Raw genomic sequence first — 8,113 nt, 5'->3', positions numbered from 1 at the left:
GAAAAACTTTGTTTTTCGTATTCAAATTGAATTTAAAATCAGAGTAAAGAAAAGGAACCCCGTTCGCAAGTGAACGAAGTTCCACATAAACCCTCCATCAACACCCGTTGACAAAGAGCCAAATAAAAAGACTCGTCTCCCACAAATGGGAAACGAGTCGAGATTAACCGTTATTTTTTCCGCGCATTTTGCTGCATTGCGGCCATCATTTGGTGTAATTTCCGTTGGGATGGTTTTTGCCCCATCTGTAACATCATCGCACGTAATTGATCTTCATTAATCGGCGGATTATCTTTCAAATAGTTTTCCATGTACTTCCGAGCGCCGTAGAAGCCACCAGCTGCACAAGCTAAGCCTACGACAATCACAATTAGAATCCAAATCCAAGTTGCCAATTTGTTCCCCTCCTTTGTTAAAAACATTCAAGCTTAATTTTACACAAACTTAAAGCAAAATAAAAGAGCGAATCCTAGAAAAGCGACTCGCTCATCAGGTTAATCGTCTCGTAACCCTTTATCACGTTGGATTTGACGAACTTTTTCTGGGGTGACTTCTTTCCCAGCCTTGTCGTAAACCTGCATCATCTCAACTTGGCTCCGGAAGCTCTCTCGAAAGAGTTTGAGATATTGCTTACGTAAATGGTCACGCTCAGCCGTTTCTTCATCCGTTAAGCCATCCGTTTTATTTTTATGTGCCAGTTCATTAATTCGTGCTAATAAACTATCCATTGTTGGTTCTGCCATGAACAGTCCCCCTAACTTCATCTTTTTATATTTCAATACTTCAAATTTAGCCATGCCCCATCATATCAGGGTCACCCCGAAAATTCAACCAATTAAGACGAACATCTGTTTGAAAAACGACGATGGCTATGCTACAATCAACTTAAACTATACTACAAATGACGAACGAGGTGGCAGTAACGATGAGCAAAGCTTCTGAAAGTAAACAAATCGCCGTTCTTCGCTTCATTTGGGAACGCGTTAACGAGAAAGGGTATCCGCCGACTGTTCGGGAAATCGGTGAAGCCGTGGCGCTCTCCTCAACCTCAACGGTTCACGGTCATATCGCCCGTCTAGAAAAAAAGGGATTTATCACCAAAGATCCAACCAAGCCACGGGCATTAGAAGTCACTTCCGCTGGTCTTGAAGAATTGGGTGTTCATGAAGAACAAACTAAAATCCCTGTCCTAGGAACTGTCACAGCCGGTGAACCGATCTTGGCTGTGCAGGAGGCCACCGACTATTTCCCAGTTCCCCCTGAATTTGAAAATGACGATGATCAATTGTTCATGTTGACAATTCGTGGCGAAAGTATGATCAACATTGGTATCTTGAATGGCGATCAGGTGATTGTTCGCCGACAACAGTCCGCCGACAATGGTGATATCGTCATTGCCATGACGGAAGAAAATGAAGCAACTTGCAAACGATTCTTCAAAGAAGCTGACCATTTTCGATTACAACCCGAAAATGATACGATGGCACCCATTATTTTAAATCAAGTTAGTATTCTCGGCAAAGTGGTCGGGCTGTTCCGCGATGATGTTCATTAAAAAAAGCATTTGGCAGTTGGCCAAATGCTTTTTTGTCGTCTAAAAGACTTTTCCGTGATAATGACTCTCGGGGAGGTTCGTAAAGTCGTATGCGGCCAAACTTTCTGCTTTCTGCAGATAGGCATGTAACCCTTCCGCTAACATCAAATTCAAGATGGTGTCTTTCTCATGTAACACAATGATTGGTTTGTCACTATGAAAAGCATAGCCAATTTCAAAGGCCGTACCCGAATCTACTTGGTCATCCACAAAATCAACCAATGCCACCACAACATCAGCTTCATCAATCTGGTGAACATCCATTTGGAAAGTCTGCGTGGCCCATTCTGGCGTCCCCATGGTCAATCCAGCGATCTCACTTAATCGTGGACTAAAGACACGATTAACCTGTGGGTTGGCGGCTAAAGCCTTCTCGGCACGCTCAATTCGAGAAATTTGCTCATCATCAAAAAAAGGTCCTGCTAAGTAAACGTTGGTCACACTAATCTCCTCATTTCTCTGGAATAATTGATATTATACCTTAAAAGTGAACTCTTGGCGACACCAATTCAATTAATATTCGGTTATAATTCACTTAGGGTCCTTTTCTCCGCTCAATATCGTTAAAAATGTCGCTATAAATAAACAAGCGTACTAGAATTGCCTTTTATTCTATAATTGTTTCATGCTATACTAAGCTCATCTTACATACGGAGAGGTGCCAAATATGATTCTTGGCTTTGCTATATTTGGGGCACTGATTAGTCTCATCGCCCTATTTTCTTTATTGACAGCTGCTCAACGCGGCGACTCGAAGATTGGATCAAGCCTCATTTTACTTCTTGCCCTGTGTGGGACAGTATTAGCAATCTGGAACTTGCCTTACTGGTCCCACCCCAGCCATCAAACAACTGAAGCAGCTAAAAAAGTGTCACTCACGTCCAGCTCACAGACATTTTCGACCAGTTCAAGTACAACTAAAGCAACAATCCAAAAAACTAATGAGCAGAATGTTAAGCAACAACTTATTAAATCACTGACAAAACTTGGATCGGTCTCATTTGATACTCAAAGTAAGACTTACACCCTGACGGTCACCAATCAAAGTCTTAAGAAAACAATTGCCGCACTCAATCAGGATCCCAGCCAAGCCAAGGCAGCCAAATGGCCTAAGTTCACCAACAATTTTGCTAAGACCAGTCAATCACTTAAACAGGCTTTGGGTCGTGGATATACCTTTGTCATTCGCGTTGGTCACCAATCTCCGGTACTGGTTTACAAAGATGGATTTGTCACTAAAAATAAATTTGAGTCATAAAAAAAGGCCAGAATACATTCTGGCCTTTTTTGGTGTTATTGGCGTCGATATACCCGCTGCTCGTGTTGACGACCAGCTAAATAATAAGGCGCTTGTTCTTGTCCTACTGCCAATTGCATGTCTTGGCCATCAGAACTCAATTGCTGATTATAAAGTTGTTCATACTCGGCTACTGAAACGGCTCGCCGATTAGCCAACAGATCCGTCAATCCAGCATCGTCAAACCCTTGACGATAATTAGGTTGGATAAGGCCACTAAAGAATTCTCCCTCGGCCCCTGACCCATAACTAAAGAAACCAATGCGTTGTCCTGCTTGTAAATGGCCATGCCGTAATAGTGATAAAAAGCTTAAGTATAACGAACCCGTATACAGGTTACCCACATCCCGATTATCCGCTTGACTAGCTTCAAAGGCGGCTGTTAACTGGGCTTGATGCTCAGGTGTGGCCGTTGGCAAAATTTGTCGTAATCCCTTACGACCCATTTTGGTAAATGGTAAATGGAATGTAAATGCCGCAAAGTCGGCGATTGTTAATTTGGTCTGTCGTTGATAATCTGCCCAAACGGCCGCAAAAAAATCAAGATAGACATTCGTTGAATACTTACCATCCACCAAAGCTTCGGTACGATAAGTTGGCCGCCAGAAATCCATGACGTCAGCCGTATGATAACTGCTCGTGGCCTCCAACTCTAAAATCTGAGGGTTAGCCGCCACCAACATTGCCACGGCACCACCGCCTTGGGTCACCTCACCGGCGGTCCGCAACCCGTATCGCGCAATGTCTGCACCAATGACCAACACCTTCGCTTGCGGATGAACTCGAACGTAGTCAGCTGCTAGCTGCAACCCAGCAGTAGCACCATAACAAGCTTGCTTAAGTTCGACCGCTCGCGTTTGTGGTGAAAGTTCTAGTAGGTGGGCCAAATAAACGGCAGTCGCCTTGGAGTTATCAATCCCAGATTCTGTTCCAAACAAGACCATAGCAATCTGTGTTTTGATTGTTGGTGTCAAAATTTGAGCAGCCGCATTGGCCGCCATGGTGACGACATCCTGGGTTGGCGGAATCACCGCCTGTTTTGATTGACCGATTCCTACTTGATACTTTGCCGGGTCTGCTCCTCTAGCATGCGCCAAGTCCACCATATCCAGATACAGATTCGGTGTGTAAAATCCAATTTTGTCAATGCCTACCTTCACGGTCATGATGCGACTGCCTCCTCGAACGTTCAAAGTTACTCGTCTTACTGTAGCATTTTTTGAGCTCGGTCGACAACTTTTTCAAGATTGTATTATACAATTTTAAGTATTTAGATTTCGACTTAGAGCCACATTTAAGGCTTTTTGTTAGTTACAATTCGTTGTTTTTTAATTTTACTAATGTCTGCCGTAACTGGGCTTGCGTTTCTGGTGTCACCTGGGGATAGGTCGGTCGTAAATCCTGAAGACGTTTGACCAAAATGTTTGAGACGATTAACCGAGCGACCCCCTTATCATCTGCGGGAATAATATACCATGGATCTTTTTTGGTGGCTGTATTTGTCAGCATCTTGGTATAGGCAACTTGATAATCATTCCAAAAAGCACGCTCCTGCATATCACTGGGAGAAAATTTCCAATTTTTACTTGGAATCTCAATCCGTCGTTCAAAGCGCCGCGTTTGCTCATCACGTGAAAGGTGTAGGAAAAACTTGATTGTCACAAAACCTTGATGCCGTAAATACGTTTCAAAATGACGCAAGTCACGATAGCGGCGGTCAAAAAAAGCATCACCCACATCTGCTAGGGTTGTCACACCAGGAATATGTTGCGTTAGCAGCATCTCTGGGTGCACCCGACTGATTAAAACATCTTCGTATTGAGACCGGTTAAAAATTCGAATTTCACCTCGTTCGGGTAATTCGCGATTAACCCGCCACAGAAAGTCATGACTCAATTGGCGATTAGTTGGCTGTTTAAAGCTAACCACGCTCGTCCCTGCCGGATTAAGCCCACTCAGCACGTGGCGAATCAGCCCGTCCTTTCCTGCCGTGTCCATGCCTTGTAAGATAACAATAACACCTGTTTCCTTTTGCGCGTATAGCCGGCTTTGCAAATCACTTAGCGTTGCCACATTAGCAGCTAACGCATCATCAATAACGGCCTGTTCGGGAACCCGAGCTGCCCGCGTTGCCCACTTATTTAGATTTTCAAGCGGTTCACCCGTATAACGATAACGACTTTCAGTACTCATGACCCTCGCCTCCTTCCCATACAATAGCATGTTTACCCCCTTCTCGCAGAAAAAAATACTTGCGGGTTAAATCTCCGCGACAAAATGGTCGCGTTAGCCTATCAGCATTGCTATACTGAAGGTGTAACCACTTACGTCGTTTATAAAGGAGTGCCACGTCATGAAGAAAATTACAGCATACTTTGTCCGCCACGGGCAAACCATGTTGAATCATTATAATAAGGTCCAAGGTTGGATTGATTCCCCATTAACTGAGAAGGGACGGGCTGATGCCAAGCGGGCCGGTGAGCAGCTAAAGAATATCCCCTTTGCTGCAGCCTATAGTAGCGATTCGGGTCGTGCAATTGAAACTGCGCATATCGCCCTACAACAAAACCCAGAAAATATGAATATCGTCTCTTACCAATATCCTGAATTTCGGGAGCAGTGTCATGGGTATTTTGAAGGTAATGATCTAAACCAGATGTGGCAGTTCGTAGGTGCTCAGGTACAGTTAACTTCTGAATCCGCTGTGCTGGGAACTTATGGCTTAGAAAAAGCACGGGATTTAATCCACCAAGCTGACCTATACGGTGAAGCTGAAAGCAATGAGATGTTTTGGCAACGATTAGATCGAGGATTCGACAAGCTACGGGCTAATTCAAAAGATGGTGACCAATTTTTGGTTGTCTCCCATGGTATGACCATTCGTTCAATCATTGATCGGTACGCACCAGAACTAGACGAAGGTGTTGCAACAATTAATGGTAGCATCACCAGATTAGAAATTACCGACGATAATATTCACGTTGACTTCTTCAATAAAATTGATTTTCAATCTTAGGAGGTAATCTACATGAAAAAAATTCATCGTTCAGCAACGGATCGTGTATTTGCCGGTGTCCTTGGCGGATTGGCAGCCGAATTCAATTGGAATGTAACCGCTACTCGCGTCCTGTTTGTTATTTTAGCGTTAACCCCATTTCCAGCAGTTATCGCTTATTTAATCTTGTGGATGGTAATGGGCGACCCGGCTTAATTTTGAAGCGCTTGGTTTTTCCGAGCGCTTTTTTAATGATCTAGTTGACGTTCATCACAGAATCTCCTACAATTCAAGATAGCAACTTGTTATACCATGAGCAATGAATCAACACTTGCCCAATTACAAGGAGGTCGTCATTATGGCAAATTCAGAAAAAACGTTAGTCTTGGTAAAACCAGATGGTGTCGCTGAAGGTCATATCGGTCAGATTATTTCACGGCTAGAAAGTAAGCGCTATCAAATAGCGGCATTAAAGGTGGTCACAGCAACAACTGATCAACTCAAACGACATTATCGTGAGCAAGTTGAAAAGCCTTATTTTCATGAAATTCAGACCTATATGCAAGAAGGTCCCCTGGTTGCTATCATTGTAACGGGAACTGATGTGGTCAAAACTGTGCATAATCTCGCTGGAAAAACGCGGCCGAACGATGCCCAGCCAGGCACGATTCGGGGCGACTTTGCTCATGCCTATCCTGATGGTATTTTAAGAAACATTGTGCATACATCAGACAGTCGTGAAAACGCGCACCACGAAATTGCAATCTGGTTCCCTGAATTAGCAGTGGAAGCGCACCAACAAGCCTCTCCTTCTAAAAAATAAATTCAAACATCAACGGCCATCTTTGGCCGTTTTTTAATACGCCAAAAGTGTATACTTATTAAAAACGGAGGCCTGATATAATGGAAAAAAATCCACTGGTAACTGAGCTTTATCGATTAGCAACAGAAAATGATAAGATTGCGGTTTACCTCGCCAATACTGAGAAGCATTTGACGTTACGAAGTGTGGCGGCTGAACGAACTGACGTTGTGTTAGGAACTACTTGGAATGGGACGGCAGTTGTTATTAATCCAACCAATATCTTATACGCAACACCCGTTAAATAACTAAAACCGGTTGCTAGTTGATGCTGACGACCGGTTTTAGTTATCTGGATTTAGCGATACTGGGTTGAAACAATGCAGTTTGGTGATGCTGCTTGCCTGAATACCTATTTCCAGTGTTTTTCGAACATTTAATTGACTAGCCTGACACTCAAATTAGACTTTACTTTCTTTCATTTCCAAATATAGCTGTACTGCTTAACCAAGATATACTGACGACTCCCCTAAACTCATTTTGGTTTTCTTACCAATGAGAAAGACATCTGCATAATGAGAGTGGCTACTATTTTTCTTTAGCAGAACTGTTCGTTTCTTTCCAGAAACCTTCCGCTTAGTTACTTTGTAATTAGGGTTATTGTTCCCTGTATAACCGATCTGATACCATCCCTTGGATTTCTTAATAACTTGCAAATCTTTCCCAGAAATTTTGTGATGAAAGGCTTTGCTACCAGAGTCCATCGCATGGCTCTTTAATTTTATGAACATTGGATCCTTAACGTTTTTTAGCGGCTGATACCACTCATGCCTAAGTGACTTAGGAACCGTACTACTGGCCTCAGCAGCATAACCCGTCACCATGCAAAATGCCAGAGCAGTTGTTAAAACCAACACAATAGTCTTCGTAATCTTATTCATCCTTATCTCCCTGTATACAGATTTACTATTTAAAACTTACCTAAAATAGATTTTGTTGTCAATGATTTCCCAGATATTGGATATAACATTTGCAATAATCAGTCCTTGACGATGCAACAATGTCGTTCATATCTGATGAGCGTAGGATGTAGGCTACGTTAAAGAACAGTAATCTTCTGGACGATTATTATCTCGTGTATCCATTTATTACCGCTAATGGATAATTTTTAGGAGCTATTAAGTGACCAAGTTAAGAGTGTTCTAAAAACGTTCTCAATTCATATATTTTCTCCTACTTTTTAACGAGTTATAAAAAATAGGAACCTCGCTAAACGTTGATTTAACGGGATTCCTATTTTTATGGCTCTATGATATTTGGTGTTGATGGATAAAATCCATCGACGCCTTTTTTGTAAAACAAACTAAAAAGGGCATACTGCCCTGTGCTACAATCAAGTCGACGAAAACCAATTGAAAGCGAGTG

12 protein-coding genes are annotated in these 8,113 nt (G+C 42.7%); 6 read left to right on the top strand and 6 right to left on the bottom strand.

Annotated features, from left to right (window positions below):
* Positions 1–170: 170 nt before the first annotated feature.
* Positions 171–395 (bottom strand): YneF family protein, encoded by a 225-nt coding sequence (locus ACP4IT_RS12310; RefSeq protein ID WP_011668031.1) that lies wholly within the window; start codon positions 393–395, stop codon positions 171–173.
* Between the two features lie 99 nt (positions 396–494).
* Positions 495–743, bottom strand: a complete 249-nt coding sequence (locus ACP4IT_RS12305; protein ID WP_011668032.1) for a DUF896 domain-containing protein — start codon at positions 741–743, stop codon at positions 495–497.
* 182 nt (positions 744–925) lie between these two features.
* Here ACP4IT_RS12305 and lexA point away from each other — a divergent pair, with 182 nt between their 5' ends.
* Entirely contained in the window at positions 926–1,555 is a 630-nt protein-coding gene (lexA, locus tag ACP4IT_RS12300; RefSeq protein ID WP_024855599.1) for a transcriptional repressor LexA, read from the top strand.
* 39 nt (positions 1,556–1,594) lie between these two features.
* Here lexA and ACP4IT_RS12295 read toward each other — a convergent pair whose 3' ends face one another.
* Positions 1,595–2,035 (bottom strand): nucleoside 2-deoxyribosyltransferase, encoded by a 441-nt coding sequence (locus tag ACP4IT_RS12295; protein ID WP_021741150.1) that lies wholly within the window; start codon positions 2,033–2,035, stop codon positions 1,595–1,597.
* Between the two features lie 226 nt (positions 2,036–2,261).
* Here ACP4IT_RS12295 and ACP4IT_RS12290 point away from each other — a divergent pair, with 226 nt between their 5' ends.
* Positions 2,262–2,852, top strand: coding sequence for a hypothetical protein (locus tag ACP4IT_RS12290; RefSeq protein ID WP_172757601.1), 591 nt, complete (start codon positions 2,262–2,264; stop codon positions 2,850–2,852).
* Between the two features lie 35 nt (positions 2,853–2,887).
* On the opposite strand, the gene ACP4IT_RS12285 is transcribed toward ACP4IT_RS12290, so the two are convergent.
* Positions 2,888–4,051, bottom strand: a complete 1,164-nt coding sequence (locus ACP4IT_RS12285) for a hydroxymethylglutaryl-CoA synthase (RefSeq protein WP_024855597.1) — start codon at positions 4,049–4,051, stop codon at positions 2,888–2,890.
* Positions 4,052–4,202: 151 nt separating this feature from the next.
* Positions 4,203–5,084 carry a polyphosphate kinase 2 family protein gene (locus ACP4IT_RS12280; protein WP_011668036.1) on the bottom strand — a complete coding sequence of 294 codons (882 nt, stop codon included), beginning with the start codon at positions 5,082–5,084 and terminating at the stop codon, positions 4,203–4,205.
* Positions 5,085–5,244: 160 nt separating this feature from the next.
* On the opposite strand from ACP4IT_RS12280, the gene ACP4IT_RS12275 reads away from it, so the two are divergent.
* The 4 genes from ACP4IT_RS12275 (at position 5,245) to ACP4IT_RS12260 (ending at position 6,996) form a co-directional block, all read left to right on the top strand.
* A complete protein-coding gene (locus ACP4IT_RS12275; protein WP_047021652.1) occupies positions 5,245–5,907 on the top strand; it encodes a histidine phosphatase family protein in 663 nt (220 codons plus the stop codon).
* Between the two features lie 12 nt (positions 5,908–5,919).
* A complete protein-coding gene (locus ACP4IT_RS12270) occupies positions 5,920–6,102 on the top strand; it encodes a PspC domain-containing protein (RefSeq protein WP_015473842.1) in 183 nt (60 codons plus the stop codon).
* Positions 6,103–6,244: 142 nt separating this feature from the next.
* Positions 6,245–6,709, top strand: a complete 465-nt coding sequence (gene ndk / locus ACP4IT_RS12265) for a nucleoside-diphosphate kinase (RefSeq protein WP_011668039.1) — start codon at positions 6,245–6,247, stop codon at positions 6,707–6,709.
* Positions 6,710–6,789: 80 nt separating this feature from the next.
* Positions 6,790–6,996, top strand: a complete 207-nt coding sequence (locus ACP4IT_RS12260) for a hypothetical protein (RefSeq protein WP_011668040.1) — start codon at positions 6,790–6,792, stop codon at positions 6,994–6,996.
* A gap of 195 nt (positions 6,997–7,191) precedes the next feature.
* On the opposite strand, the gene ACP4IT_RS12255 is transcribed toward ACP4IT_RS12260, so the two are convergent.
* Complete coding sequence (locus ACP4IT_RS12255; protein WP_011668041.1) at positions 7,192–7,629, bottom strand: hypothetical protein; 438 nt, start codon at positions 7,627–7,629, stop codon at positions 7,192–7,194.
* Between the last annotated feature and the right edge of the window lie 484 nt (positions 7,630–8,113).

The sequence above is a fragment of the Levilactobacillus sp. LN180102 genome (assembly GCF_050106635.1).
GTDB classification, from domain to species: domain Bacteria; phylum Bacillota; class Bacilli; order Lactobacillales; family Lactobacillaceae; genus Levilactobacillus; species Levilactobacillus brevis.
This window is presented reverse-complemented; position numbering and strand designations above follow the sequence as displayed.